At 66.9% G+C, this 25,168-nt stretch carries 25 protein-coding genes and 1 tRNA gene; 17 read left to right on the plus strand and 9 right to left on the minus strand.

Annotation, left to right across the window (positions count from 1 at the left end):
- Positions 1 to 49: 49 nt before the first annotated feature.
- Positions 50 to 1,027, minus strand: a complete 978-nt coding sequence (locus VH571_RS05715) for an aldo/keto reductase (protein ID WP_423263690.1) — start codon at positions 1,025 to 1,027, stop codon at positions 50 to 52.
- A gap of 69 nt (positions 1,028 to 1,096) precedes the next feature.
- Positions 1,097 to 1,180: transfer RNA gene (locus tag VH571_RS05720), tRNA-Leu, on the minus strand.
- Positions 1,181 to 1,265: 85 nt separating this feature from the next.
- Between VH571_RS05720 and VH571_RS05725 the strand changes: the two genes are divergently transcribed.
- From VH571_RS05725 to VH571_RS05740, 4 genes are read left to right on the plus strand one after another with little or no spacing between them, the layout of a single operon-like run.
- A complete protein-coding gene (locus tag VH571_RS05725; RefSeq protein ID WP_423263692.1) occupies positions 1,266 to 2,579 on the plus strand; it encodes a M20/M25/M40 family metallo-hydrolase in 1,314 nt (437 codons plus the stop codon).
- Positions 2,580 to 2,595: 16 nt separating this feature from the next.
- Positions 2,596 to 3,435: an undecaprenyl-diphosphate phosphatase gene (locus tag VH571_RS05730; protein ID WP_055957644.1), complete on the plus strand. Its 840-nt coding sequence runs from the start codon at positions 2,596 to 2,598 to the stop codon at positions 3,433 to 3,435.
- Complete coding sequence (mshC, locus tag VH571_RS05735) at positions 3,435 to 4,673, plus strand: cysteine--1-D-myo-inosityl 2-amino-2-deoxy-alpha-D-glucopyranoside ligase (protein ID WP_423263693.1); 1,239 nt, start codon at positions 3,435 to 3,437, stop codon at positions 4,671 to 4,673. The genes VH571_RS05730 and mshC overlap by 1 nt, the downstream gene beginning before the upstream one ends.
- Before the next feature lie 15 nt (positions 4,674 to 4,688).
- Positions 4,689 to 5,267, plus strand: coding sequence for an AAA family ATPase (locus tag VH571_RS05740; RefSeq protein ID WP_423263694.1), 579 nt, complete (start codon positions 4,689 to 4,691; stop codon positions 5,265 to 5,267).
- 54 nt (positions 5,268 to 5,321) lie between these two features.
- Here VH571_RS05740 and VH571_RS05745 read toward each other — a convergent pair whose 3' ends face one another.
- Complete coding sequence (locus VH571_RS05745) at positions 5,322 to 6,242, minus strand: proteasome assembly chaperone family protein (RefSeq protein WP_055957636.1); 921 nt, start codon at positions 6,240 to 6,242, stop codon at positions 5,322 to 5,324.
- Between the two features lie 127 nt (positions 6,243 to 6,369).
- Between VH571_RS05745 and VH571_RS05750 the strand changes: the two genes are divergently transcribed.
- The 10 genes from VH571_RS05750 (at position 6,370) to lnt (ending at position 17,800) form a co-directional block, all read left to right on the plus strand.
- The gene (locus tag VH571_RS05750; protein ID WP_255410128.1) at positions 6,370 to 7,089 is read left to right on the plus strand and encodes an HAD family hydrolase; all 720 of its coding nucleotides are present in this window, start codon (positions 6,370 to 6,372) and stop codon (positions 7,087 to 7,089) included.
- Positions 7,086 to 8,189, plus strand: a complete 1,104-nt coding sequence (locus VH571_RS05755; protein ID WP_423263695.1) for a tRNA (adenine-N1)-methyltransferase — start codon at positions 7,086 to 7,088, stop codon at positions 8,187 to 8,189. Before VH571_RS05750 ends, VH571_RS05755 begins: the two co-directional genes overlap by 4 nt.
- 8 nt (positions 8,190 to 8,197) lie before the next feature.
- Positions 8,198 to 9,172, plus strand: a complete 975-nt coding sequence (locus tag VH571_RS05760) for an FKBP-type peptidyl-prolyl cis-trans isomerase (RefSeq protein WP_055961792.1) — start codon at positions 8,198 to 8,200, stop codon at positions 9,170 to 9,172.
- 148 nt (positions 9,173 to 9,320) lie between these two features.
- On the plus strand, positions 9,321 to 10,238 hold the full coding sequence (locus VH571_RS05765) for an FKBP-type peptidyl-prolyl cis-trans isomerase (protein WP_423263696.1): 918 nt from the start codon (positions 9,321 to 9,323) through the stop codon (positions 10,236 to 10,238).
- 32 nt (positions 10,239 to 10,270) lie between these two features.
- Entirely contained in the window at positions 10,271 to 11,317 is a 1,047-nt protein-coding gene (locus VH571_RS05770; RefSeq protein WP_423263697.1) for a helix-turn-helix transcriptional regulator, read from the plus strand.
- Complete coding sequence (locus tag VH571_RS05775; protein ID WP_423263698.1) at positions 11,310 to 12,287, plus strand: helix-turn-helix transcriptional regulator; 978 nt, start codon at positions 11,310 to 11,312, stop codon at positions 12,285 to 12,287. The genes VH571_RS05770 and VH571_RS05775 overlap by 8 nt, the downstream gene beginning before the upstream one ends.
- Positions 12,288 to 12,347: 60 nt before the next feature.
- Positions 12,348 to 12,680 carry a twin-arginine translocase TatA/TatE family subunit gene (locus tag VH571_RS05780; RefSeq protein ID WP_423263700.1) on the plus strand — a complete coding sequence of 111 codons (333 nt, stop codon included), beginning with the start codon at positions 12,348 to 12,350 and terminating at the stop codon, positions 12,678 to 12,680.
- 90 nt (positions 12,681 to 12,770) lie between these two features.
- Complete coding sequence (tatC, locus tag VH571_RS05785; RefSeq protein ID WP_055961789.1) at positions 12,771 to 13,526, plus strand: twin-arginine translocase subunit TatC; 756 nt, start codon at positions 12,771 to 12,773, stop codon at positions 13,524 to 13,526.
- Positions 13,527 to 13,604: 78 nt separating this feature from the next.
- On the plus strand, positions 13,605 to 16,124 hold the full coding sequence (locus VH571_RS05790) for a DEAD/DEAH box helicase (protein ID WP_423263701.1): 2,520 nt from the start codon (positions 13,605 to 13,607) through the stop codon (positions 16,122 to 16,124).
- 44 nt (positions 16,125 to 16,168) lie between these two features.
- Complete coding sequence (gene lnt, locus VH571_RS05795; protein ID WP_423263702.1) at positions 16,169 to 17,800, plus strand: apolipoprotein N-acyltransferase; 1,632 nt, start codon at positions 16,169 to 16,171, stop codon at positions 17,798 to 17,800.
- Between the two features lie 75 nt (positions 17,801 to 17,875).
- Here lnt and VH571_RS05800 read toward each other — a convergent pair whose 3' ends face one another.
- The 4 genes from VH571_RS05800 to VH571_RS05815 form a co-directional block, all read right to left on the minus strand.
- The gene (locus VH571_RS05800) at positions 17,876 to 18,241 is read right to left on the minus strand and encodes an RNA polymerase-binding protein RbpA (protein ID WP_055957617.1); all 366 of its coding nucleotides are present in this window, start codon (positions 18,239 to 18,241) and stop codon (positions 17,876 to 17,878) included.
- A 101-nt stretch (positions 18,242 to 18,342) separates the two neighbouring features.
- The gene (locus VH571_RS05805) at positions 18,343 to 19,104 is read right to left on the minus strand and encodes a glycerophosphodiester phosphodiesterase family protein (protein ID WP_423263703.1); all 762 of its coding nucleotides are present in this window, start codon (positions 19,102 to 19,104) and stop codon (positions 18,343 to 18,345) included.
- Entirely contained in the window at positions 19,101 to 20,081 is a 981-nt protein-coding gene (locus VH571_RS05810; protein WP_084815855.1) for an SPFH domain-containing protein, read from the minus strand. Before VH571_RS05810 ends, VH571_RS05805 begins: the two co-directional genes overlap by 4 nt.
- 26 nt (positions 20,082 to 20,107) lie before the next feature.
- Positions 20,108 to 20,605, minus strand: coding sequence for an NfeD family protein (locus VH571_RS05815; RefSeq protein ID WP_423263704.1), 498 nt, complete (start codon positions 20,603 to 20,605; stop codon positions 20,108 to 20,110).
- A gap of 137 nt (positions 20,606 to 20,742) precedes the next feature.
- Between VH571_RS05815 and VH571_RS05820 the strand changes: the two genes are divergently transcribed.
- From VH571_RS05820 to VH571_RS05830, 3 genes are all read left to right on the plus strand, one after another.
- Positions 20,743 to 21,522, plus strand: a complete 780-nt coding sequence (locus VH571_RS05820; protein ID WP_423263705.1) for an SDR family oxidoreductase — start codon at positions 20,743 to 20,745, stop codon at positions 21,520 to 21,522.
- 19 nt (positions 21,523 to 21,541) lie between these two features.
- Positions 21,542 to 22,021: an NUDIX hydrolase gene (locus VH571_RS05825; protein ID WP_423263707.1), complete on the plus strand. Its 480-nt coding sequence runs from the start codon at positions 21,542 to 21,544 to the stop codon at positions 22,019 to 22,021.
- Positions 22,022 to 22,100: 79 nt separating this feature from the next.
- A complete protein-coding gene (locus tag VH571_RS05830) occupies positions 22,101 to 23,258 on the plus strand; it encodes a glycosyltransferase (protein ID WP_423263708.1) in 1,158 nt (385 codons plus the stop codon).
- A 19-nt stretch (positions 23,259 to 23,277) separates the two neighbouring features.
- Here the strand turns inward: VH571_RS05830 and VH571_RS05835 are convergent, their stop codons facing one another.
- Complete coding sequence (locus VH571_RS05835; RefSeq protein ID WP_423263709.1) at positions 23,278 to 23,940, minus strand: response regulator; 663 nt, start codon at positions 23,938 to 23,940, stop codon at positions 23,278 to 23,280.
- The gene (locus VH571_RS05840; protein WP_423263710.1) at positions 23,937 to 25,151 is read right to left on the minus strand and encodes a sensor histidine kinase; all 1,215 of its coding nucleotides are present in this window, start codon (positions 25,149 to 25,151) and stop codon (positions 23,937 to 23,939) included. The genes VH571_RS05835 and VH571_RS05840 overlap by 4 nt, the downstream gene beginning before the upstream one ends.
- Between the last annotated feature and the right edge of the window lie 17 nt (positions 25,152 to 25,168).

Consider the following 25,168-nt stretch of genomic DNA (forward strand, 5'->3'; position numbering starts at 1 on the left):
TCCGTCACCGCCCTGGTGGGTCGAGTATGCACCCTCCGGGGGCGAGAGGTCAGAAACCCTCGGGCGCACGAGGGACGTAGGGCCCCTGAAGCGCGACGAGCTCGTCGTCGTCGAGGTGGAGCTCGACGGACGCGATCGCGTCGTCGAGGTGCTGAGGCTTCGTGGCCCCCACGATCGGCGACGTCACCGCCTCCTGCTGCCGGACCCAGGCGAGTGCCACCTGCGCGCGGGAGACAGCACGGGCGTCGGCGATCGTCTTCACGGCGTCGGCGACCCGGCGGTCCGCCTCCTCCTGCTGGCGATAGAGAGTCTTGCCGAAGGCGTCCGTCTCGCTGCGCGTCGTGGTGTCGTCGAAGTCGCGGGTGAGTCTGCCTCGGGCGAGAGGGCTCCACGGCAGCACGCCGACCCCCTGGTCCAGGCAGTAGGGCAGCATCTCTCGCTCCTCCTCGCGCTGGATCAGGTTGTACTGATCCTGCATCGAGACGAATCGCGTCCAGCCGCCGAGGTCGGCCGCGTGCTGCATGGTGGCGAACTGCCACGCCCACATGCTCGACGCGCCGATGTAGCGGGCCTTACCGGCCTTCACGACGTCGTGCAGTGCCTCCATCGTCTCTTCGACGGGCGTGTTCGGGTCGTAGCGGTGGATCTGGTAGAGGTCGATGTAGTCAGTCCCGAGGCGCTTCAGCGACGCGTCGACCTCGGTCATGATCGATCCGCGCGACAAGCCCTGCCCTCCGGGGCCGGGACGCATCCGACCATGCACCTTGGTCGCGATCACGACCTCCTCGCGCGTGGCGAAGTCGGCGAGCGCTCGTCCGGTGATCTCTTCGCTCGAGCCGTCGCTGTAGACGTTGGCGGTGTCGAAGGTGGTGATGCCCGCCTCGAGTGCCTGCTTGATGAAGGGGCGGCTCTGCTCTTCGGGGAGACTCCAGGAGTGCCCGCCACGGGCCGGATCGCCGTAGCTCATCATTCCGAGGGTGATCGCGGAGACTTCGAGGCCACTGTTGCCGAGACGCACATAATCCATGGCCCGACCCTACGCCCGAACGAAAAAAGACCCTGCCCTGTAAGGGCAAGGTCTTTTCGTCTTGTTCGGTGTCCGAAGGGGGACTTGAACCCCCACGCCCGTAAGGGCACTAGCACCTCAAGCTAGCGCGTCTGCCATTTCCGCCACCCGGACCGGTGTGTTGCGGCGTAACCGCCTCGAAGACATTAGCACGATCTGGGCGGCGGTTTTGACACGCGCCTCCGGGTAGCGTTGCGGCATGACCGAACACGTCGACACCACCCAGCTCGACGAGACGGCTGAGATCGCGCGCGACCTCATCCGTTTCGACACCTCCAACTACGGAGGAGGCAAGTCCAATGGCGAGGCCGATGCCGCCGAATACGTGTCGGCGAAGCTCGAAGCCCTCGGCCTGAAGCCGGAGACGTTCGAATCCGAGCCCGGCCGTCACAGCGTGATCGCGCGGGTCGAGGGCCGCGACCGGGCAAAGCCGGGGCTCGTCGTGCACGGTCACCTCGATGTCGTTCCCGCGGATCCTGCGAACTGGACGGTCGATCCGTTCGGCGGCGTCGTCAAAGACGGCATGCTCTGGGGCCGCGGCGCGGTCGACATGAAGAACATGGACGCCATGATGCTGACGGCTGTCGGCGACCTGCTGCGTGCCGGCGAGCGTCCGGCGCGCGACCTCGTGCTGGGATTCCTTGCTGACGAGGAGGCCGGGGGAGTGCTCGGGTCGCACTTCCTGGTCAAGAGCCACCCCGAGCTCTTCGACGGCATGGGCGAGGCGATCAGCGAGGTCGGCGGCTATTCGACGTACATCGATGGCAAGCGCTCGTACCTGCTGCAGACCGGCGAGAAGGCGCTGATCTGGATCAAGCTCATCGCTCGGGGCACCGCGGGCCACGGGTCGCAGATGATCGCGAACAATGCGGTCACCCGACTCGCCGAGGCCGTGGCGATCCTGGGGCGTCAGGAGTGGCCCGTCGCACTGACCGAGACGACGTCCGGGCTGCTGCGCGAGGTGTCTCGGATCCTCGGTGTCGATCCCGAGCGGGTGAGCCCCGACGAGCTGGTGCTGAAGACGGGCACGGCATCGGGCTTCATCAAGGGCAGCCTTCGAGTCACGACGAACCCGACCATGCTGACGGCGGGCTACAAGCACAACGTCGTGCCCGACACGGCCGAGGCGCTCGTCGACATCCGCTGCATGCCCGGCGAAGAGGAAGACGTCCTGGCCCAGGTGCGCGCACTCATCGGCGACGACATCGAGATCGTGACCATGCACACCGACATCGGCCTCGAGACGCCGTTCTCCGGCCCGCTCGTCGAGTCGATCAAGGCCACGCTCGAGCGGCACGATCCGGGAGCTCCCGTCTTGCCCTACCTGCTCAGCGGCGGCACCGACAACAAGGCCCTCAGCCTTCTCGGCATCAAGGGCTACGGCTTCGCGCCGCTCCGCCTGCCCGAAGAGATGGACTTCCCGGCCATGTTCCACGGCGTCGACGAGCGGGTACCGCTCGAGGCGCTAACCTTTGGCAGTCGCGTGCTCCGCGACCTTCTCGCCAGCTACTGAGAGGCTCCTTCCTCACGTGGAACACCTTCTTCAGGCACTCCTTCTCGGCCTCGTCCAGGGCCTCACGGAGTTCCTCCCCATTTCGTCGAGCGGTCACATCCGCCTCGTCGCACTGTTCTTCCCGCACGGCGCCGAGGAGTTCGATCCCGGCGCGGCTTTCACCGCGATCATCCAGCTCGGCACCGAGCTGGCGGTGCTGATCTACTTCTGGAAAGACGTCTCTCGCATCGTCTCGAAGTGGTTCGGGTCGCTCTTCGGTCGGGTCGACAAGCGCGACCAGGATGTCCGGATGGGCTGGCTGGTGATCATCGGCACGTTCCCCATCGTCATCGTGGGCGTGCTCACCCAGAAGTTCATCGCGAACGAGTTCCGGTCGCTCTGGTTGCTCGCGACCGTGCTCATCGTCTTCGGCCTGGTCTTGGCCGCCGCCGACATCTTCGGCAAGAAGCTCGCGCGCTTCGAAGACATGAAGTGGGGCCACGGCATCGCGATCGGCATCGCGCAGGTGCTCGCGCTGGTGCCGGGTGTCTCGCGCTCGGGCGCCACGACATCGGCTGGTCTCGCACTCGGCTACACCCGTCCGGCGGCCGCCCGCTTCTCGTTCCTCCTCGCGATCCCCGCCGTCTTCGGCTCCGGGCTCTTCGAGGTCTACCAGGCCCTCTCGGGCGGGGCCACCAACGAGTTCACCTGGCCCGCCACCATCGCGGCGACCGTGGTCTCGTTCGTGGTCGGCTTCGTCGTCATTGCCTTCTTCATGAACTACATCTCGAAGCGGAGCTTCCTGCCCTTCGTGATCTATCGGATCCTGCTCGGCATCGTCCTGTTCATCCTCCTCGGCGTCGGGGTCATCGGCTGATGCGCTCCTGGAACGCCCCGGTCATCCCGGTTCTTCCGGGCGAAGGATCCGCGCCCGACCTCTTCGACACCGCCACCGGTGGGCGGCACGTCACCGACGGTGGTCGCCTCTACGTCTGCGGGATCACCCCGTACGACGCCACCCACCTCGGTCATGCCAACACGTACCTCGCTTTCGACACGCTCGGGCGGGTCTGGCGCGATGCGGGCGTCGAGGTCGTCTACGCGCAGAACACGACCGACGTCGACGACCCGCTGCTCGAACGCGCGACGGCCACCGGCGTCGACTGGCGTGAGCTCGCCGCCTCGCAGACCGACCTGTTCCGCTCCGACATGGAGCACCTCCGTGTGAGCCCGCCCGACCACTTCGTGGCAGTCACCGACGTCATCGAGCCGATCGGCGAGGCCGTCGCGAAGCTCCTCGCCGACGGCTTCGCCTACCGGGTCGACACACCCGACTCGACCGCGGGTGACGACGTCTACTTCGACGTCGACAGGGCAGGATCCGAGACGGCGTGGCATCTCGGTCTCGAAAGCCGTCTCGGCGCGGGCGACATGCTGCGGTTCTTCTCCGAGCGCGGGGGAGACCCCGAGCGACCCGGCAAGCACGCAATCCTCGACCCGCTGCTGTGGCGTTCCGCCCGCGACGGCGAGCCCTCGTGGCCGAGCGCCGTCGGCGACGGACGCCCCGGCTGGCACATCGAGTGCTCGGTGATCGCCCTCGACCACCTGGCTCTGCCGGTGTCGGTGAACGGCGGCGGCTCCGACCTCATTTTTCCGCACCACGAGATGAGCGCGGCCCACGGCACGGCACTGACCGGTGAGACGTTCGCCTCGCACTACGCCCACTCGGGCATGGTCGCGTATCAGGGCGAGAAGATGTCGAAGTCGCTCGGCAACCTCGTGAAGGTCTCCCAACTCGTGGCCTCGGGAGTCGACGCCCGTGCCATCCGGCTCGCGCTGCTCGACCACCACTACCGGAGTGACTGGGAGTGGTTCGACGACTCGCTCCTCACGGCCGTCGCGCGCCTCGCCGAGTGGCAGCGGTGGGCCGCGCGAGCCGTCGATGGCACCGAGGTCACACAGCTTCTCACCGAACTGCGCCGCCACCTCTCCGATGACCTCGACACGCCCGGCGCCATCGCGGCGGTCGAACGCGCGGTGGCGTCGGGTGAGGCGCCGTCATCGATCGACGTGGAGGCTGTCGATGCTCTTCTCGGCATCCGCGTCTCGGCCTGACAGCTGGTTCTCGGCATGACGCTCAGGCCCCTCGACGCTCTCCCCACGAGCCCACGCCGAGTGCTGGTGGCAGGCGTGTCGGGGGCCGGCAAATCGACTCTCGCGAGGCGCCTCGCCCGGATCCTCGGCCTCGACTACGTCGAACTCGACGGCCTCTTCCATGGCCCGAACTGGACACCGCGCGAGGAATTCGTCGCCGACGTCGAGGCGTTCACCAGCGGCGACCGGTGGATCACCGAGTGGCAGTACGAATCCGCCCGCGCGCTGCTGGCCGAGCGCGCCGACACGCTGGTGTGGCTCGACCTGCCCTATCGGCTGGTCTTCGCCCGGGTGGTTCGTCGCACTCTGACGCGCAGGATCCGGCGGCAGCCGCTCTGGAACGGCAACATCGAGGGCCCCCTCAGCGCGATCCTCACCGACCCGGAGCACATCATCCGCTGGTCCGTTCGCACCCGCCGCAAATACCGCGATCTCGGTGCCCGGCTCGCGCGGTCGCACCCGCACCTGCAGGTGATACGCCTCCGCTCGCGGCATGAGGTGGAGCAGTTCGTCTTCGCGGCCGGCACCCACCGGGCCGACCAGCTCGACTCGTAGGTCCGGCCTGCCCGCGCAACGGGTCGCGAGCTACGGCGTCAGCAATCCGCGGAATTACACCGCGGGCGGTCGCCAGGGCTCGTCGCCGCTTTTGCCATCGCGCTTTCGGAGGTACTGCTCGAACTCCTGCGCGATCGCCTCGCCGCTGGCCTCGGGGGAGTCGACCGTGTCGCGAGCCTGTTCGAGCTGCTCGATGTAGCCGGCCATGTCTTCGTCGTCGGCCGCCAGCGCGTCGATGCCTGACTCCCAGGCCGATGCCTCGTCGACGAGCTCGTCTCGGGGGATGACCACACCGGTGATCTCGGCGACCTTGTCGAGGATCGCGAGGGAGGCCTTGGGGGAGGGGGCGTTGTGCACGTAGTGCGGCACGGACGCCCAGATGGACAGGGTCGGGATCGACGCTGCCTCGAGGGCGTGCCCGAGTACGGAGAGGATGCCGACGGGCCCCTCGTAGGTGGAGCGCTCGACGTCGAACTCTTGACGGACGTCGGCGTTCTCGCTGCCGACGAAGATCGAGATCGGCCGGGTGTGGGGCACATCGGCGAGCATCGCGCCGAGAAAGACCACACCCGTGATGTCGTGCACATCGACCAGGTCGACGATCTCGGCGGCGAAGCTGCGCCAGCTGCGCGAGGGCTCGGCGCCGAGCAGCACGAAGAGACCTCCGTCGGCAGGACCGTCGGCGGTGTCGAGGACGCCGGAGATGTCGATCACGGGGGAGGCGACCTGGGGCGTGCCGTGCAGCTGGATTCGCGGCCAGATGAGGCTGGCGCTGCCGTCGTCGTCATGCGAGGCCTGCGGACGATTGAACTGGTAGTCGATGTACGCCTCACCGTCGAGCTCTGCGAGCGTCGTCATCTCGAGGGTGTCGACGAGCGACCTGGCGACGTTGCTGGCGGCTTCGCCGGCGTCGTTCCAGCCTTCGAAGGCGACGACGAGCAGTCGACCCTCAGCGAATCGTGACGATGGCGACACCGGACTCCTTTACTGCGGAGACCCTCGTTCGGCCCTCCGCGTCAGCTCTCCACGATAGCCGCTAGCAGCAGCGGCCCGGTCCCGGACCTCCCGTCGGCGTCACCGCCCTGCTCTAGACTCGCCTGTCGTGACCGATTCGACTGCCGAGCGCCTCCGCGCCGAGATCATCCCGGCCGCCGTCCTGTGGGACATGGACGGCACGCTCGTCGACACCGAGCCGTACTGGCAGGAGTCACAGGTCGCTCTCGTGGCCGAGCACGACGGTGTCTGGAGCCAGGAAGACGGCGACTCGCTGATCGGCTCGAGCCTCTGGCACTCGGCCAAGGTGCTCCAAGATCACGGTGTCGACCTCACGGCCCAAGAGATCATCGACCGGATGACGGACGACGTGCTCGAGCGGGTCCGCGTCCACGTGCCGTGGCGTCCGGGTGCGCGCGAGCTCCTCCGCGAGCTGCGCGACGCCGGCATCCCGACGGCTCTCGTGACCATGTCGTTCCGGCGGATGGCCGTCGAGATCGTCGAGATCATCGATTTCCCCGCCTTCGACCTCGTCGTCGCCGGTGACGAGGTCGAGCACGGCAAGCCGCACCCCGAGGCGTACCTCACCGCGGCCGCGAAGCTCGGCGTCGACCCGCGGCACTGCGTCGCGATCGAAGACAGCCCCACCGGCCTGGCTGCGGCCATGGCCTCGGGCGCTGCGACGATCGGAGTCGAGCATCATGCGCCGTTGCCGCAGGACGGCGGGTTCACGCACCGGCACTCGCTGAGTGACGTCTCGCTGAGCGAGCTCTCGCGGATCCTTCACTCTGCCCGCGGGCTCGACGCACTCCCGGAAGGCGACTCATGACCGACCACCAGACCGACATTCCGCAGGCGGACGCCCAGTTCCGTCGGCAGAGCGGGCCGTTCCTCTGGGGCGACAAGGTGCAGCTGACCGGGCCCAAAGGCCGCATGCACACCATCACGCTGACCCCCGGCGGCGAATTCCACACGCACCGCGGCATCATCCGCCACGACGACGTCGTCGACCTGCCCGACGGCTCGGTGCTCATCAGCACGACGGGCGACGAATACCTCGCGCTTCGGCCGCTCCTCGCCGACTTCGTCATGTCGATGCCCCGGGGCGCCGCGATCGTCTACCCGAAAGACGCGGCGATGATCGTCACGTTCGCCGACATCTTCCCCGGAGCCACCGTCGTCGAGGCGGGGGTGGGCTCGGGTGCCCTGTCGCTCTCCCTGCTGCGCGCCATCGGCCCCGAGGGTCGCCTCGCGTCGTTCGAGCGCCGCGAAGAGTTCGCCGACGTCGCGCGGGGCAACGTCACGAGCTTCGTCGGCGCCACGCCCAGCAACTGGTCGGTCACGGTCGGCGATCTGCTAGAAGAACTGCCCCGCGTGGTCGAGGCCGGAACAGCCGACCGCGTCGTGCTCGACATGCTCGCCCCGTGGGAGAACGTCGAGGCGGTCGCGACGGCCCTCAAGCCCGGCGGTCTGGTGGTCTGCTACGTGGCCACCGTCACCCAGCTCTCCCGGACGGCCGAGGCGTTCCGTCACTTCGGCGGCTTCACCGAACCCGACTCCTCCGAGACGCTCGTGCGGTCCTGGCACGTCGAGGGCCTGGCCGTTCGGCCCGACCACCGCATGATCGCGCACACCGGCTTCCTGTTGACGGCCCGTCGTCTCGCCCCGGGGGCCGTCCTCCCGCAGCTGAAGCGTCGCGCGTCGAAGTCCGACTACTCCGAAGAAGACGTTGAGCTCTGGACTCCCGGCGCTCTCGGCGAGCGTTCGGCCACCGCGAAGAAGCTTCGCAAGACTGCGAGGCAGGCTCAGGACGCCGCGGCCAAGGCCGTCGCTGGCGCCGACGCGATCCGGCCCGCAAGCGAAGGATCCGAGGCTCCCGCGCCCGGCACCGACCTCCCGACTCCGTCCACCACAACCGAACAGGACTGACCGTGCAGATGAAGATCACCAAGACACTCGCCGCCGCTGCCGCCGTGGGGGCTCTCGTCTCCCTGTCGCTCGCCGGTTGCTCCTCCGCCGAGCCGAGCGCCAGCTGCTCGGGCGGCACGTCGTCGGGCAGCGTCTCCGAGTCGATCAAGGCGACCGGCGACGTGGGCAAGGCCCCCAAGGTCACCTTCGACAAGGGTCTATCGACGAAGACCACCGAGAAGACGACGCTGGTCAAGGGCGACGGGGCCCTCGTGAAGAGCGGCCAGCCGGTCATCTTCCAGGTCTCGCTCTACAACGGATCGACGGGCAAGCAGGCCACCTCGACCTACACGTCGACGCAGGGCGGTACGTACCTGGTCGCGGGTAAGCCGGCCTCGGGCACCAGCCTCGCCGCACTCAGCGAGGGCTTCGTGTGCTCGCACGTCGGCGACCGCGTCGCGATCGCCGGCAGCCCCGAAGACTCCACGAACGGTCAGGGCATCAGCGACTACAAGATCGGCGCGAAAGACAGCGTCGTATTCGTCGCCGACATCCTGAAGGCGTTCCCCTCGAGGGCGACCGGCGAGAAGCAGAAGGCCGTGTCCGGCGAGCCCACCGTCACCCTCGCCAAAGACGGGGCCCCCACGATCACCGTTCCGAAGACGAAGGCTCCCAGCAAGCTCGTCTCGACCACGCTCATCGAGGGATCGGGCGCCACCGTCAAGGAGGGCGACTCGGTGATGATGCAGTACACCGGCGTGCTCTACAAGAACGGCAAGGTATTCGATTCGTCGTGGGCCAAGGGTCAGCCCTTCGTCGGGAGCCTGACCTCGGGTCAGCTCATCGACGGCTGGGTCAAGGGTCTCGCCGGCAAGAAGATCGGCAGCCAGGTGCTGCTGGTCGTGCCTCCGGCCGACGGCTACGGAGCCACCGCGCAGGGCGATTCCATTCCCGCCAACTCGACGCTCGTGTTCGTCGTCGACCTACTCGGCAAGGTGTCGTGACCCGTCGCGACTGAGCGGTCGGAGCCGCGGCCGCAGCCCCTCGAGGGCCTGTGACCAGCGGCTTCGACCCCCACGAACACCCGATAGGCTGAACGGGCCGTGCCCTCAGGGGCCGGCTCTCTCAAGTGCAGTAAAGAAATGAGGATTCGTGCGCAAGATCCCCGCGCTGATCGTTGTTGCCGGGCTTCTGGCGACGCTGACCGCTTGCTCCACGAGCTCCGCCCCGGGTTCGGCCGGCTGCACGACCCCCGCCTCGGGCGACGCCTCGTCCGTAGTCTCGGCGAGCGGGTCTTTCGGCGAAGCGCCGACCAAAGTCACGATCCCCACGCCGATCAACACGCGGCACACCCAGGTCTCCACACTCGTGCAGGGCGACGGCCAGACCCTCACCGACGGCACTCCCGCGCTGATCAAGTTCGCCGTGTACTCGGGGGAGACCGGCAAGGCGGTCCAGCCCTACGCCGCCGCCGCAGCCCCCGTCACCGTCGGTGCCACCGCCGGTGGCCCCCTCGTCGACGCTCTCGAGTGCGCCCAGGTCGGGTCGCGTCTCGCCGTCGCCGTCAAGGTCAGCGATCTCAGCTCGACCACGGCGAAGAAAGACGACAAGTCGGGCCCGGCCTACATCGCCGTCATCGACGTCGTCCGTGCCTTCCTTCCCAAGGCCGACGGCGCCCTCCAGTTCGGCGTCAACAACATGCCGGCCGTCGTGACCGCCGCCAACGGCGCACCCGGCATCAGCATCCCCGACGTCGCCGCTCCCAAGACCGAGAAGGTACAGCTGGTCCGTAAGGGCAACGGGGCGAAGCTCACCGCGAAGTCCACCGCCGTCGCGCAGTTCACCGCGGTCGACTGGGCGGCCGAGCCGACCGTTCAGGGCTCCACCTGGGTCAACGGCGACGCCGCGACGACGATCGACCTCTCGTCCGACAAAATCCCCAGCACCGTGAGAAAAGCCCTGATCGGCCAGCGGGTCGGCTCGCAGGTCATGATTGTCATCCCGCCGACGGCCGAGAGCGGCTCCACCTCGACCCTCGTCTACGTATTCGACCTTCTGGGATCGCTCTGACGATCCGCCTCGGCTGACCTAAGATCCCTTTCGTGCCGAAGAAAGCCACTCCTTCCTCCAGTGCCGGACCCGTTGGGCGCGCCCCACGCGTCCCGGTTGAAGAGCGGCTGTTCAGTCTCGTTCTGGCGTTGCTCGCCACCGACACGGGTCTGACCAAGACCGAGATCCTCTCGACCGTCCAGGGCTACCGGCAACGATGGAGCCGGGGTGACAACCTCGCCCTCGAGCGACAGTTCGAGCGAGACAAAGACGACATCCGCGAGCTCGGCGTTCCCCTCGAGACCATCGAAGAACTCGGTTCGAGCGGCAACAACCAGAACCTCCGCTACCGAATTCTCCGCGGTGACTACGAGCTCCCCACCGACATCGCCTTCTCGTCCGAAGAGACGGCCCTGCTGACCCTCGCCGCCATGGTCTGGCGCGAGGGGACGCTCTCGGGGGAGTCCCGTCGTGCCCTCCTCAAGCTCCGCAGCCTCGGTGGGGCGGCCCCGGTCCCCGAACTCGACTACGCCCCCAGAATTCGCTCGCGCGACTCCGCGTTCGAGCCGCTGCGCACCGCCCTCGATCGGTCGGCCGTGGTTCTGTTCGACTACCTCAAGCCCGGCGAGAGTGCTCCTCGGGCCCGGCGAGTGGTTCCCTATGCCCTCGTCCAGTTCCAGGGGCGCTGGATGTGCTCGGCGATCGAGACCGAGACGGGCGGCTGGCGAACGTTCCTCCTCTCCCGGATCACCGGCGAAGTCACGGTGACGAACGAGAACGTCACGGTCCCGCCGGAGGCGACAGCCGAGCGCTCGCTCGCCGACCTCGAAGACCTGTGGTCGGCGCAGACGGCCGTCGTCGAGGTCGAACCTGCCTCGGATGCAGAGACCCGACTGCTGAAGCGCCGCGGCACGACCCGAGGTGACGACGGCACCCTGACCATCCACTGGTCGGATCGCTTCCTGCTCGCCGACGAGCTGGCCTCGTTCGGGCCCGAGGTGCGCGTCGTCGAACCAGAGGGGGTGCTCGAGCTCGTCGTCAAGCGTCTCAGCGCACTCGCGACTCAGCACGCCGATTCACGAAAGGCATCCCGTGGCTGAGCGCGCACCCGCCCTCCAGGCGCAAGACAAACTCGCTTTCCTGCTCTCCCTCGTTCCCTACCTGATGGATCGCGGAAGCGTCAGCGTCGCCGAGGCTGCTACCCACTTCGGAGTTCCCGTCACGCAGATCCGGCGCGCGGTCGAGCTCATTGCCGTCTCGGGTATACCGGGCGAGACAACCCAGTACCAGCACGGCGACCTCTTCGACATCGCCTGGGACGACTTCGAGCAGAACGACGTGATCGTCCTCACGAACCTCGTCGCTATCGACGACTCGCCTCGCTTCTCGGCGCGAGAGGCCGCCGCCCTCATCGCCGGTCTGCAATATCTCTCGTCCCTGCCCGAGAACGCCGACAGGCAGGCCATCGCCACCCTGATGTCGAAGTTGGCGCGCGGAGCCTCCGGGGCCCCCAGCCAGGTCGCCGTCGAGAATTCCGAAACGAACCAACTCCTCGCCCTCGTCCGCCGCGCGGTCGACGAGGGTGTCCAGCTCGAATTCGACTACTCCGGAGTCCGCGGGCAGATCGAGCGGCGACGCGTCGATCCGCTCCGAGTCGAATCCCTCGACGCCGACTGGTACCTCCGGGGCTACGACCACCTACGCGAAGCCGTCCGCACTTTCCGCCTCGACCGGGTGAGCGATGCCGCTGTCAGCGACCAGCCCATCTCGTTCCGCGCCGCCGACGTGTCGCTTCCCGACACGCTTTTCGAAGGCTCGCCCGACGACATCGTGGTCGAGATCGAGATCGACGCCGCGGCCTCGACGCTGCTCGACGATTACGCCCCCGAGACGATCGAGGACGGGCCCGAGGGGCGCACGCGACTTGCGCTGCGGGTCAACCATTTCGGATCCTTGGCTCGCCTTGTCGCCGGGCTCCCCGGAGGGCCCGTCGTCGTCGCACCGGCCGCGGCACGGGCGGCTGTGGCCGACTGGGCCGCCCGAGCCACTCACAGGTACGACCAGCCCTGACGCTTTTCCGGGGCGTCCGCGTTAGAATCGCCTTTCCGCACACTTCTTAGGAGGCGACTGATGTTCTCAGGTGCTCTTGGCCTACCCCACCTTCTGATCATTCTGGTGATCCTGCTCCTCCTCTTCGGAGCGCCGAAGCTCCCCGCCCTCGCGAAGAGCGTCGCTCAGTCGATGAAGATCTTCAAGACCGAGATCGGGCCGAACCACGACGGTTCGTCCGACGCCGCCACCACGGCGCCGACCAACGCCGCAGCCACAACGGTGGCGCCGACTCCGGCTGCACCCGTGCAACACACCACGGTGAACCCCGACGGCAGCACCACCACCACCGTCACCACGCCGGCACCGTCCGGCAACGCGGCTCCGCTCAACACCGACAAACCGAAGCTCTAGTCGGTGGCCACGACCTCGGCGCCGGGCGGTGCTCAGGGCGGTGGCACGGCTCGTTCTCGCGGTGCGAAGCGGAGCCCGTCAGAGGGGCGCATGTCGCTCGGGCAGCACTTCCTCGAGCTGCGCAAACGTCTCTTCTTCGCCGCGGTGGCCATTGCCGTGTGCTCGGTGGCCGGCTGGTTCCTCTCGCCGTACGTGCTCGACGTGCTCCGCTCACCCGTCGAGCAGATCTCGGGCAACGGTCGTCGTCTCGCGTCACTGAACTTCGCCAATGTCACCGGCGCGTTCGACCTCAAACTCACCATCACGATCACCGTCGGCGTCATCATTTCGAGCCCGGTGTGGCTTTACCAGATCTGGGCGTTCATCGTGCCGGCTCTGGTCCGCAAAGAGAAGCTCTACGCGATCGGCTTCCTCGGCGCCGCGATCCCACTTTTTCTCGCCGGATGTTGCGCCGGGTTCTTTGTACTCCCGCACATTGTGCAGGTCATGACCTCATTTATCGCCTCCGAAGACTCCAGCATCATCGACGCCAAGACGTACTACGACTTCGTGCTCAAGCTGGTGCTCGCCATCGGCGTCGCCTTCGTGCTTCCCGTCTTCCTCGTTCTGCTGAACTTCATCGGTGTGCTGACAGCGGCGTCGATCCGCAAGAGCTGGCGCGTGGCGATCATCCTCATCACCCTTTTCACCGCCATCGTCACCCCCTCCGCCGACGTCATCTCGATGATCCTGCTCGCCATCCCCATGGTCGGGCTCTACCTGATCGCCTGCCTCGTCACCACCCTCCACGATCGTCGTCTCGCCAAACGGGTGGCGGCCCTCGACGCCGAGCTCGCCGGGGCCTAGCAGTTCCCGGCACAGGCCTCTCTCGGCAGCGGTCTCCCGTGCACGGGCTCGCAGGCCGCGCGTGACAGAATCGACCACGTGACCAGCAGCGAACTGTCTCCGTCCGAGCGATTCGCGGCCTCCCGGGCCCGAACTCGCACCCCGCAGCTCCAGGGTTTCCGCGAGCGTCTGGGCTTCGCGCTCGACGGGTTCCAAATCGCTGCCTGCGAGGTCGTCGAGGCCGGTCGCAGCGTGCTCGTCGCGGCTCCGACGGGGGCCGGCAAGACGCTCGTCGCCGAGTTCGCCATTCACCTCGCGATGCAGCACCCCCGTGACAAGGTCTTCTACACGGCTCCGATGAAGGCGCTGAGCAACCAGAAATACCAGGAGCTCGTCGCCGAATACGGCGCGTCCGAGGTGGGGCTGCTCACCGGCGACACCAACGTCAATTCCCGCGCGCGGATCGTCGTCATGACGACCGAGGTGCTCCGCAACATGCTCTACGCCGGCTCCGACCTGCTGACCGACCTGCGCTGGGTCGTGCTCGACGAGGTCCACTTCCTCGGCGATCGGTTCCGGGGTGCCGTCTGGGAGGAGGTCATCATCCACCTCCCGCTCGACGTCCGCATGGTTTCGCTCAGCGCGACCGTCTCGAATGCCGAGGAGTTCGGCGACTGGCTCCAGACGGTCCGCGGCGACACCGACGTGATCGTCTCCGAGGAGCGCCCCGTTCCTCTTCAGCAGCACGTCCTGGTGGGCTCCAAATACCTCGACCTGTTCGACTCGACCGGCAAGGCCGCGACCAATCGGGTCAACCCCGAGCTGGTGCGGGCGGCATCGCTCAGTTCGAGGCCGGGCTCGAGAAACGGCCGACCAGGATCCGGCTCCCACGGCTACAAGCCCAAGCGAGACTCGCGCCCCCAGTCGTCCGGGCCCCAGAACTTCGGCCGGATGGACCGCTGGAAGATCGTCGAGCTGCTCGACGGAAAGAACCTGCTGCCGGCCATCTTCTTCGTCTTCAGCCGCGTCGGCTGCGATCAGGCTGTCCGGCAGGTGCTCCGCTCCGGCATCCGGCTCACGACCGCCGCGGATCGCGATGAGATCCGCGAGATCGTTGACGAGCACTGCCGCACCCTTCGCGACGAAGACCTCGCCGTCCTCGGCTACTACGAGTGGGTGGAGGGTCTCGAGCGCGGTGTCGCCGCACACCATGCGGGCCTGCTCCCCGCCTTCAAAGAGGTCGTCGAGGAGCTCTTCCAGAAGAAGCTCGTCAAGGTTGTCTTCGCCACCGAGACCCTGGCGCTGGGCATCAACATGCCTGCTCGAAGCGTCGTGCTCGAGAAGCTCGAGAAATACAACGGCGAGTCGCGCGTCCCGATCACGCCGGGGGAGTACACCCAGCTCACCGGCCGCGCGGGTCGCCGTGGCATCGACATCGAGGGTCACTCCGTCATCCAGTGGGCGCAGGGTTTCGACCCGCAGGCGGTCGCAGCGCTCGCCTCGCGCCGCACGTACCCGCTCAATTCCAGCTTTCGGCCGACCTACAACATGGCGGTCAACCTGATCGAGCGGTTCGGCCGATCCCGCACGCGAGAAGTCCTCGAGACGTCGTTCGCCCAGTTCCAGGCCGACCGGGCCGTGGTCGATCTGGCACGCAAGGTCCGGTCGCAGCAGCAGTCGCTCGACGGGTACGCCAAGTCGATGGAGTGCCATCTCGGCGACTTCGGCGAGTACATGACCCTGCGTCAAGACATCGCCGAACTCGAGAAGCAGGGCGCATCCCGCTCTGAGGTGCAGAGTCGAAAGGAGCGCGACTCCCGCCAGGAGAAGATCACCGCCCTCCGTCGTCAGCTACGGCAGCATGTCTGCCACAACTGCCCGGAGCGCGAGCAGCATGCGCGCTGGGCCGAGCGCTGGTACAAGCTGAAGAAGCAGACCGATCAGTTGTCGGCACAGATCCGCAGCCGAACGGGTGCGGTCGCGAAGGTCTTCGACCGGGTCACCGACGTGCTGGTCGACCTCGGCTACCTGGTTCCTCGCGGTGCGGAGCCGAGTGCAGGGTCGGCCGACAGAATCGCCGATTCGTCGCGGCTCTCCCGCGTGGCCGAGGTCGACGTCGCCGCCCCCGGCAAAACCCTGCGGCGCATCTACGGTGACCGAGACCTTCTCGTGGCCGAGTGCCTCCGACGAGGATCCTGGAACTCGCTCGACGCACCGCAGTTGGCGGCCATGGCGGCGACGCTCGTCTATGAGCCCCGCCGCGACGAGGGGATGCTCGGCGACCGCTACCTGCCGCCCGGAGAGTTCCGCACAGCACTCGATCGAACCCGGACGATCTGGGCTGAGCTCAACGACCTCGAGCAGGCGCATCGGCTCCCGGGAACCCTGCAGCCGTCGCCGGGTATCGCGCTGGCCATGTACCACTGGGCCCGAGGAGCGTCGCTCGACACGGTCCTCGACGACGCCGAGCTCGCGGCCGGCGACTTCGTGCGCTGGACCAAGCAGACGATCGACCTGCTCGACCAGTTGTCGGTCGTCGCCGATCCGCCGGTCGGTCCGGTGGCGCGGAAGGCGCTCGACGCCGTCCGGCGCGGCATCGTCGCCTACACCGCGGTGTGATTCGACAGAGTCACTCCACAGTGTCGGCACCCTACAATTCACGCGTGCCCCGTTTCTCCGGCGTGCCGAGCCCTTCGGGCGACCCGCGCACCTCTGACTTCCGTCTTCCCCTGTGGATCGCCCTTGTCACGGGTGTCGGGGGCGGGGCAGTGATGGAGTTCGGGTTTCCCGACCGCGGCATCTGGCCCCTGACCTTTGTCGGCATCGGCCTGATCCTTCTGGCGCTGAAGGGGAGAAGCGTCGGCGGATCCCTCCTGGTGGGCCTGGCGTCGGGCATGACCTTCTTCTTTGTGCTCATCGACTGGGTGGCCACCTACCTGGGCCCGGTGCCGTGGATCGCCCTAGCGGGGCTTGAGGCGCTGATCTTCGCCCTCGGCGCCATTCCGATCACCCTGGCGTACCGGTGGGTTCCTCGCGTCTGGCAGGGCACGCTGGGCCGCACGCTTCTCCTGCCGGTCGTTGTCGCCGGCCTTTGGGTCGGTCGCGAATTCGTTGCGGGGCACTACCCCTACGGGGGCTTCTCGTGGGGACGCGTCGCTGAGAGCCAGTCACAGAGCCCGTTCGCCTCGCTGACCGCCTGGTTGGGCATCTCCGGGCTGAGCTTCGTCATGGTCGCGCTCGTGGCCGCGGTCATGCAGCTGCTCGTCGAGCAGCCGATTCACCTCACGACTCGCGCCCTCGTAGCGGCGACGGCGATTGTGGCTGTCCTCGCCGTTCCCGCCTGGCCGAGCGCGTCTGCCGGATCCTCGACTATCGCGGCTGTTCAGGGCAACAGCAAAGCCGGCTTCTTCCAGCAGCGCACATACGGCGACCTGAGCAACGCGCAGGTCGACGCGACGTACAAGGGCGTTCTGCCGTCCGACGACATCGACATGCTCGTGTGGCCCGAGGGCGCATCCGACCGCGATCCCACTCGGGATCGTTTCGGTGCCTACATCTTCGATGTGCTGTCGAAGGCGTACGGGGCTCCGATCGTCTCCGGCGTCATCACGGAGCGCGGGTCGAAAGACTACAACTCGTCGATCGTCTGGGACGACGGCACGGTCCAGGCGCAATACGACAAGAGGCATCTCGTTCCGTTCGGGGAGTACGTGCCCGATCGCCCCTTCTTCAACGCCCTCGCCCCTTCGCTCGTCGGCTTGCTCACGCGTGACCTGACCCCGGGCACGAATGCGAACGTGCTCGACGTCGGATCGATCAAGGCCGGCATCTCGATCTGCTTCGACATCGTCGACGACGCCCTCACTCGCGAGATGGTCGACGGGGGAGCGCAGGTCATCCTCGCTCAGACGAACAACGCCGACTTCGGCCAGACCGACGAGAACACCCAGCAGCTCGCGATCGCCCGCCTGCGGGCCATCGAGACGTCCAGGCCGCTCGTGAACATTTCGACCGTCGGATCGAGCGCCGTCATCTCCGCCGACGGCAAGACCATCGACAGCATTCCGGCATTCCAGCCCGGTGCGATGGTCACCAAGGTCCCCCTTGGCACGGGCACTACTCCCGCGGTGTGGGGCGGGGCCGCTCTCGAGCAGCTCGCGATGTTCTTCGCGGCTGCGGCCCTCGTGCTATCTCGTGTTCTCCTGAGGGGATCCGGGTATGGCGATGCTGCGCGTCAGGCGAAACAGTCTGATCGTCTGGCCCGCCGGTCTCGTCGTCTCGGTCGCGCCGCCTAGTAGGCGTAAAAAAGTCCACCCACCCCGAGGCCGAGAGGCCGGTCGAGGTAGATGGACGTGTGAGGCGCGGTGAGGCTACGCGCCGATCTTCTGCTGCCCCTTGCGGGCCCGCAGGTAGTCGAGTCGCTCTTGCAGCAACTCTTCGAGCTCGGGTCGCGTGCGACGCTCGAGCAGCATGTCCCAGTGGGTTCGGGGCACTTTCACGTCACCGCGGTCGATGTCGACGGGCTTGCCGTCGGCCGAGAGCAGAAGTCCTTCTTGGCCGCTCTTCGGCGACTGCCAGGAGTCGGGAATCTCCGCCTCTGCGGCGAAGACGACATCGAACGTGGCTCCGTCGGTCGTCTGGTAGACGGCCTTTTTGCGGGGTGAAAATTCCACGCCCTCTTCGCTTTGGAGGCTCTGGCTACCAAGCCTCATTCCGCGCAAACTGCGATCTGCCATTGCGTGGTCTCCTCTCGCGTTGCAATCTCCCGTTATAACCACTTAAGATGAAGGTTTGTTTCGCGAGGTGAGATTTCACAGTGCCCTCCCAGGCCTCGCCGCTACTTGCTACTCCTAGTTCGGAGCAGAGCGAGTGCCAGATCGGATCGATCGGTGATGAGGCCGTCGACTCCCCGGTCGAGCAGTCGGGCCATGTCGACCGGATCGTTCACGGTCCAGACGTGAACCTCGACGCCGGCAGAGTGAGCGGCTTCGAGGAGGGCTGCCGAGAGGACCTGGACCCCGCGGTGCTTTTCGGGGATCTGCAGGGCGTCGATGCCTTGAAGTGCACGTCTGCGGAACCAGGGGAGCGGGGTTCGCGCCGCCACTGCTGCGCGCACGACGCCTCTCGTCGAGGGCGAAGTCGCTACACCGGGCAGGGCTGCCACGGCCGCCTTGCGACGGGCATCGTCGAACGATGTGACGAGCACGCGAGGGGCGGCACGGTGCCGCTTGATCGCCGCAACCGTCGGCTCGACGGCCTCGTCGACCTTGATGTCGATATTGAAACGCGCATCGGGAAAAGCGGAGAGGGCGTCGTCCAGGCTCGGAACCTCCGTGCCGTCGGGCAAACGCAGCCTCGCGACTTCGCGGGAGGTCAACCCGAGGATCCCGGTGGCCGGCCCACCGATCCGGCCCAGGTCGGCATCGTGGCTGAGAACCGCGACGCCGTCGCTCGTCGCATGCACATCGGTCTCGAGGTGTGTTACACCGAGGGCCAGGGCAGCGAGGAATGCCGGAAGAGTGTTCTCCGGCGCCTCCGTTGCCAGCCCCCGGTGCGCGATCACCCGCGGCGGGGCCGGTGTGAACCAGCTCGCCGTCACTCGGCGGAGGGTGCCGTCGTCGCGGTGGGGAAGCCCGTGGCCGGGGCGCTCTTCGTCGAAGGAGTCTCTCCCGACATGGCCTCTTTGGCTCCCATGAATCCGGCACCGACACCCTTGAGCGCCTCGGTGAATTCGGACGGGATCATCCAGACCTTGCTCGCGGCGCCGTCGGCGATCTTCGGCAGAGTCTGGAGGTACTGGTAAGCGAGCAGCTTGGGGTCGGGGTCGCCGTCGTGGATGGCCTTGAAGACTGTCTGGATGGCCTCGGCCTCACCCTGAGCCCGGAGGACCTGCGACTTCGCCGCGCCTTCGGCCTCGAGGATCGAGGCCTGCCGGGAACCCTCCGCCTGGAGGATCGCCGCCTGCTTCGTGCCCTCGGCGCGGAGGATCTGCGCACGGCGGTCGCGCTCGGCGCGCATCTGCTGCTCCATGGAGTCTTGGATCGACAGGGGCGGCTCGATCGCCTTGAGCTCGACTCGCCCGACGCGGATTCCCCATTTGCCCGTCGCCTCGTCGAGCACGATGCGCAGTTGGCCGTTGATGTTGTCACGACTCGTCAGCGCCTCTTCGAGGTTCAGCCCACCGACGACGTTACGAAGGGTCGTGGTGGTCAGCTGTTCGACCGCGCCCAGGTAGTTGGCGATCTCGTAGGTCGCCGCTCGCGCGTCGGTCACCTGGAAGTAGACGACCGTGTCGATCGAGACAACGAGGTTGTCTTCGGTGATGACAGGCTGAGGCGGGAAGGAGACGACCTGCTCGCGCATGTCGAGGAGGGGACGCACACGGTCGATGAACGGAACCAGGATGTTCAGACCCGGTGTCAGGGTCTTGTGGTACTTGCCTAGTCGCTCGACGACACCTGCCGTCGCCTGAGGGATGATCCGCACCGACCGGAACAGGATCACCAGAACGAAGATGACGACGATGATAAGGAAGATGGCGAGGACGACTCCGCCGATTGCTGCTCCGTCGGTCATTGGTGATGCCTTTCGCGTAGGGGTGGCTAGAGAGACTTGATATCGGACGGGACGACCACTGCTGTCGACCCCTCGATGGCCGTGACGACGACGGCTGACCCCGTGTCGAGGAGACTGACCCCGGCGGGTGCAAGAAGCCGGGCGGTCCATGTCTCGCCGTTGGCCAGCTTGACCTGACCGAGACCCGGGTGCACCTCACCGCCGGGAATGGGAACGACCACGGAGCCGCCGAGGCCCAGAAGAGCCTCGACGTTGCTCGGCGTCGGGTCGCCCCCGCGTTTCAGGGCTCGGAGAAGGGGTGGCTTGACCGAGAAGAGGAGGAGGACGGACACCACCGCCGCGACGATCACCTGCAGCCAGAAGGGCCCGCCGAAGAAACCGGTGAGGAGACCGCCGACGCTGCCGATCGCGAGCATGAGGAAGGTGAACTCGACCGTCGTCACCTCGATGATGATGAAGATCAGGATGAGCGCCAGCCAGACGACCCACGAATACTGCTGTAAGAAGTCGACCAGGTTGTCCATCTGAGCTACCCATCTCCTTCGGTGGTGTTCTGCATTTTTGTTTGCGCTTCCACGCTAGCAGTCGGATGGTCCTCCCCGTCAGAGGCACTTGGTAGCCTGGGGACTGCCTCAATGCCAGCACCGACAGGAGTCTCCCCGTGCCACTCGACCTCGCTTCCGCCCCCCTCGCGGCCGGTTCCCTCTCGGGCAAGCGCGCCCTCGTCACCGGTTCGTCGCGCGGCGTCGGAGCGGACACGGCCCAGTACCTCGCCGCCGCGGGCGCCCGGGTCGTCATCAACTTCCGCAACAAAGAGAAGCGTGCCCTGCAGCTGGTCTCGAAGATTGAAGAGACAGGCGGCGAGGCAATCTCCATCGGCGCCGACCTGACAGACGGCGAGTCGGTCCAGGCCATGATCGATCAGGTCGAGACGGAGTTCGGCGGCCTCGACATCCTGGTGCTCAACGCCTCCGGCGGCATGGAGTCGGGCATGGCCGAGAACTACGCCCTCCTGCTGAACCGCGATGCGCAGGTCGACGTGCTGACGCGGGCCCTGCCGCTCATGGCCGCCGGTTCTCGCGTGGTGTTCGTCACGAGCCACCAGGCGCACTTCATCAAGACGACCGAGACGATGCCCGAGTACCTCCCCGTAGCGCTCTCCAAGCGGGCCGGCGAAGACGCTCTGCGCGATCTCATCCCCAGCCTCACCGAGAAGGGCATCGACTTCGTGGTCGTCTCCGGCGACATGATCGAGGGCACCATCACGGCGACGCTCCTTGAGCGCACCAACCCCGGTGCCATCTCGGCTCGACGCGAGGCCGCCGGCAAGCTTTACAACGTCGCCGAGTTCGCCGCCGAGGTCGCTCTGGCGGCCGTCGAGGGCATCCCCGCCGATCACACGCGGCTGGTCGGCGATACCGCCGACTTCCAGGCCGTCTGAGCCGAGCGGCCGCGCGACCATGTCTGATACCGAGCCCGACGCCGAGAACGGGACCAGAAGGATCCTGCGGCTCACCTCGCGACTGATCGTGGTCGACGAAGACGACCGTATTCTCCTGATGGACACCAAATCGCCCGACACCTCCGGCGTCTCGCGCTGGATCACGCCGGGCGGCGGCGTCGACCCGGGGGAGTCGCACCGCGACGCCGCCATCCGCGAGCTGCACGAAGAAACCGGGCAGGTGATCGACGATCCGGGCGAGGTCGTCTACACGTCCGACTTCGAAGTGGAGTGGGACGCCGCCGACCACACCCACGGTCACGCCGAGTTCTATGTCGTGCGCTTGCCGCACTTCGAGATCGTCGACGACGACTGGACAGACGAGGAGCGCGTCGACATCGTCGAGTCGCGCTGGTGGAGCCGCGACGAGCTCCGCACGTCCGACCAGAAGTTCGAGCCCAAAGACCTGCCAGAGCTGATCGAGCGGCTTTTGGCCTGAGCCTCATACTTTGTGATGAGGCCGAAAAGCGGCCGATCGGCCGGTGCCCCCGCGAAGGCCGATCCGTACGCTTGAAGCTATGGAGCTCACAGTCATCGTCCCCACGTTCAACGAGGCGCCCAATGTGGCTGAGCTCGTGCGCCGTGTCGAGGCTGCGGTCGTCGGTATCGACGCCGAGGTGCTCTTCGTCGACGACTCCCGAGACAACACGCCCGACGTGATCCGCGAGGTCGCGGCCCAGCACGATCTCCCTGTGCGACTCATCCACCGCGACACTCCCGTCGGCGGCCTCTCCGGTGCAGTCATCGAGGGCCTCCGGTCGACGACCAGCCGCTGGTCGATCGTGATGGACGGCGACCTGCAGCACCGCCCCGAGACGCTCCCTTCGATCATCGCCAAGGGCGACGCCTCGGGCGCCGATGTCGTCGTAGCCTCCCGTCACGTCGACGGCGGCTCGAGCGACGGGCTGTCCGGGGGAGTGCGACGCCTTGTGTCGCAGGCCTCGATCAAGGTCACCAAGGCGCTGTTCCCGACCCGCCTGCACGGCACCACCGACCCGATGAGCGGTTTCTTCGGCATCCGCACCGGGGCCATCCAGCTCGACGGGCTGCACGCTCGCGGCTTCAAGATCCTCCTCGAGATCCTCGCCCGCCAGCCGCTGCAGGTCGCCGAAGTGCCTCTCGTGTTCGAGGCGCGCCTCGCCGGCACGTCGAAGGCCGACATGAAGCAGGGCATCGCGCTCGGCCGGCAGCTCTTCGACCTCAAATTCGGGCGCATCTCGGGCTTCGCGGCCATCGGGGCGCTCGGCGCCGTGGCAAACCTCGCGATCCTGGCCGGCTTGCAGACGTTCGGCGTCGGCTACCTCGCCGCCGCCTGCATCGCCGCCTTCGTCACCATCATCGGCAACTTCCTGCTGCAGGAACGCTTCATCTTCAACGATTTGAAGAACGGCGCCCGCGGGGTGTGGAAGCGCTGGTGGCACACCTTCGCCTTCAACGGCACCGAGTCGATCGTCCGCACCTTCGTGCTCTGGGTGATCGTCGAGAACACATCGCTCCACAGCGTGTTCGTGCAGGCCGCGCTCATCGCCGTCGGCTTCTCGCTGCGCTACCTCTACCAGTCGCGCATCGTCTACAAGAAGATGTCGCCCGAGCCGACCCTCGACGACATCATCGAGGCCGAAGAGGCTCGCGCCGACGAGCCCGCTATCCCCGTGAAAGCCACCGAGCCCGTCTGATCGTCGCGTTCGACCAGGCTCAGACGAGCCCGTTCTCGTACGCGTAGATCACGAGCTGCACGCGGTCGCGAAGCGCCAGCTTGGCAAGGATCCGACTCACGTGCGACTTCACCGTCGCGTCACTCAGATGCAGCTTCTCGGCGATCTCGTTATTGCTGAGCCCGGAGGCCAGCGCCGCGAAGATGTCACGCTCCCTTGTCGTCAGCGGCTCGAGCGCCTCGGTCTCGACCCGGGGCGTCTTTCGGGCGAACCGCTCGACGAGCCCACTCATCACCGAGGGCGCTACGACCGCTGATCCCGAGTGGATCGTCCGCAACGACGCGAGCAAGAACTCCGGGTCGGCGTTCTTCAGCAGGAAGCCGCTCGCCCCGGCCTGAATGGCGTGGAACGTCTTGTCGTTCAACTCGAACGTGGTGAGAACGACGACCCTGGTGCGGGTCGCGACGTCTCCTGTCTCGGAGGAGTCGAGGATCCTGGTGGTCGCCTCGACCCCGTCGGTCACCGGCATCTCGAGATCCATCAGCACCAGATCGACGGGTTGCTCGACGGCGAGTCGCACGGCTTCGGCGCCGTCGGAGGCCTCCCAAACGACGTCCAAATCGTCTTGCGAGTCGAGGATCATGCGGATGCCCGCCCGGAAGAGCGGTTGGTCGTCGGCCAGGCCGATTCGGATGGGGTTCACTCGGTGCCTCCGGGGGAGTGGGGGATTCGCGCGGCGACTCGGAAGCCGGGTGTGCCGTCGTCTCGAGGGCGGGCGTCGACCGTGCCGCCGACGAGCCTGACCCGCTCCATCATGCCGGGAATGCCGTAACCGCCGGTGCTGGGTTGCAGGTCGTCTCCGAGGAGACCGGGACCGGCGCCTTCGGTTGTCTCGGTGCGGACCGAGACCGCGTCGTCCGACCAGTCGAGATCGACCTTGACAGTCGTGCCGGGCCCGCCGTGCTTGAGAGCGTTGGTGAGGGCTTCCTGGACGACGCGGTACAGCGCGAGATCAGGGCTGATCGCTAACTGGGCCCGGTCTCCCGTCTCGTGGATGTCGACCACGAGGCCGGCCGCCCGGGTGTTTTTCGCAAGCCCCTCGAGGTCGGCGACACCGAGCGAGCCCTCGTGTGCGTCCGACCCGGTGAGGACGCTCAGCAGCTCACTGACGTCATCGAGGGCTGAGCGTGCCGAACTATTGATCACGCCTAAAGCTTCGATCGCCACTTGAGGGTTTTTCGCTACGGCGTATCGAGCACCGTCGGACTGCGCGATGATGACCGCGAGGGAGTGACCGATGACGTCGTGCATCTCACGCGAGATCCGCGTGCGTTCGGTCTCTTGCGCCACTCGCAGCTCGGCACGGAGGAGTTCTTGCGAGCTCTCGAGCCGGTCGACGCGTTCGCTCATTAGGGCGCGGCGGATCCTAGTGATCATTCCCAGCAGCCAGAACAGCGAGAGGGTCGCCGCGATGACGCCCGCCACACCCACGAAATAGAGGACCTTCGACAGGGCGGCCTCGCCATCCTGCTGATGCGCCGGCAGGAACAGCCCTGTGATCAACACGAGCTTGACGCTTGCCAGGATTCCACCGACAACGCTGGAGATGAGCCCTAAGCGACTCACGAGACGGCTGTCGGCGACGCTGGTGCCGTAGATGACCACGGCGATGAGCACGTTGCCGTTGATGAACGTCGGCAAGACGAACAGTTGCGCGATGGCGCCGGCCCAGGCGATACCGAGCGCCGCGCCTGGAGAACGGCGACGAAAGACTAAAGCGACGGCGAACACTGCGTCGATGGGAAGAGTCGTCCACCCGGTGCGGCTGACGTCGAGCACACCGAAGAAGGCAAACGCCACGATGGCGATGATGGCGTCGAAGACCATCGGCCGACGTTCGAGGGTGGTCCACACAGGAGTAACGCTAGCGT

Source organism: Frondihabitans sp. 4ASC-45, assembly GCF_049472575.1.
Classification (GTDB): Bacteria; Actinomycetota; Actinomycetes; order Actinomycetales; family Microbacteriaceae; genus Frondihabitans.